2 protein-coding genes and 1 pseudogene are annotated in these 1,937 nt (G+C 41.5%); 2 read left to right on the top strand and 1 reads right to left on the bottom strand.

The genetic code is table 11. From position 1 onward, the window contains the following. Positions 1–124: 124 nt before the first annotated feature. Positions 125–334, bottom strand: a pseudogene (locus tag PX481_RS29885) (MvdC/MvdD family ATP grasp protein); the annotation flags it as partial. A gap of 78 nt (positions 335–412) precedes the next feature. Here PX481_RS29885 and PX481_RS22800 point away from each other — a divergent pair. Together PX481_RS22800 and PX481_RS22795 are read left to right on the top strand one after the other, a co-directional pair. Continuing rightward, positions 413–1,201 carry a class I SAM-dependent methyltransferase gene (locus tag PX481_RS22800; RefSeq protein WP_288096217.1) on the top strand — a complete coding sequence of 263 codons (789 nt, stop codon included), beginning with the start codon at positions 413–415 and terminating at the stop codon, positions 1,199–1,201. 38 nt (positions 1,202–1,239) lie between these two features. Further along, positions 1,240–1,937, top strand: a 698-nt coding sequence (locus tag PX481_RS22795) for an SDR family oxidoreductase (protein WP_288096214.1), incomplete at its 3' end; no start/stop codon positions are given.

Raw genomic sequence — 1,937 nt, 5'->3', positions numbered from 1 at the left:
TAATGTACCGCAAGTCCTTCGTCATCGCTGTGCTTATCTAAATGGTTGCCTTTTTTAACTTTTTTATTGATCTCATTAAGCATTTCTACTTATTGCAAAGGTGAGATGCTCCCTAACTTCTGTCCCTCACCAGATATGATAATATAGATTGATGGTTATAGGTTAATTGATAAAAACTTTTTTTACCATTAAATTGGGCTGTTAGTTGAACCTCTAAGGGAAATTTATCGGTATCTAAGGGAAAAGGTGTGGCTCCTTTTTTTTATATCGCCTCAGCCACGCGGTCAATATCTAGTGCCTTAACAAGAGTTTGGCAAGCATTGCTATAACCCACTTCCCACTTCCCGCTCTACTAAGCCCAATCGTGTTAAACTAATGTAGTTTTTGCCGAAACAGTTAAGTGAGTTTAACAATGGATAAAAATGAATGGATTAGTAGATTCGATGATTTAATTTGTAGTCCTTCGATTCGAGAGTTTTATGGTGAAAGAGAGTTTTTTAATGTCGGTTATTGGCTCTCCCATACCCAAGATCAACAGGAAGCATCCTCTACTCTGATGGAGAAACTTTTAGAATTTATTCCCAACAAACAGGGAACAATTCTTGATGTTGGCTGTGGTTTGGGAGCAACTACCCATTATCTTCTCAAATATTACCCATTGACAGCAATTGTGGGGATTAACATTTCTCCGACACAAATTGCCAGAAGTCTCTTGAATTTTCCCGAGGGTAAATTTCTGTTAATGGACGCAGTAGAGATGGATTTTGCTGATCATTCTTTTGAGCAAATTATTTGTGTAGAAGCGGCTTTTTATTTTAATACCAGGCGGCAATTCTTCCAAGAAGCTTGGCGAGTATTAAAGCCGGGGGGAACCTTAATTCTCTCAGATCTGAGTTTTGCCACAACAGAACTTTTAGGGGATTGGACAGTTCCCCAAGCAAACACCGTCAAAGATATTGCAGAGTATCAAAATCTTTATCAACAGGCAGGGTTTAAAGATGTTCAATTTGTCGAGGTGACGGAGGAGTGCTGGTTCAGACATTTTCGCCATCTTAAGTCTTGGTTAACAGAGGAATTGCAATCGGGAAAATTAGACGAAGAAACCTATAATTTAAACATTAATGCTCTGGATAATTTGCTAAGTTCCTCGGCCATAACTTATTGGTTAGTTGCTGCCCAAAAGCCAGTCAATATACTGTAATAGTTGTAAGTTTTTCTTGAATTTTTGGAGACAAAAAAATGTTTGATTCCTTATCGGGTAAAAAAGTCGTTATTATTGGTGCAAGCTCTGGGATTGACCTAGGGATTGCCGAAAAATTGCTCTCCCTGGGGGCAAAAGTGGTGCTTTCCCATGCTTCTCAAGAGAAATTAGCTGCCGCTGTTGCCCTAATTTCCGGGGAGATTGAAGCCAAAACTGTTAATTTTTTAGAAGAAGATTCTGTTAATGCCTTTTTTGCAGAAATTGGCAACTTTGACCATTTAGTAGTCACCTCTCTCGGAGACAGAAATATGCCGCGAGCCTTATTAACCGCAATGACCACAGAAACGGCCCGGGGAGGTATGGAGAAATTCTGGGCAACCTTTTTAGCAGTGCGTGGCTCCCTGAAAACTTTGGCCAAGGACGGTTCTATTACCCTGACATCCAGCGTCACTATGTTCAAATATTCCAAAATGGGCGGAATTTCCGTCATAGCCGCCGCTAATAGTGCCGTAGCCGTATTTGGACGCGCCCTCGCCCTAGAACTCGCTCCTATTCGCGTTAACGTTGTTGCCCCCGGATTAATAGAAGATACAAGCATCTGGACCAGTCAAGGTGATTCGGAACGCTCCGACCTGAGCAAATGGGCGGTTTCTGCTCTACCTGTCGAACATTTAGGGCAACCCGAAGAAGTCGCCCTAGCAGTATTGAGTTTGATTATCAACCCCTATATGACAGG

It is taken from the genome of Microcystis sp. M53603_WE2 (genome assembly GCF_030065435.1).
Note: the sequence above shows the minus strand (reverse complement) of the source record. Positions and strands in the feature narration are given on the sequence as shown.

Excerpts from the sequence above, each read along its gene's own strand:
- PX481_RS22800 (WP_288096217.1), top strand. The coding sequence starts at position 413 with ATGGATAAAAATGAATGGATTAGTAGATTCGATGATTTAATTTGTAGT.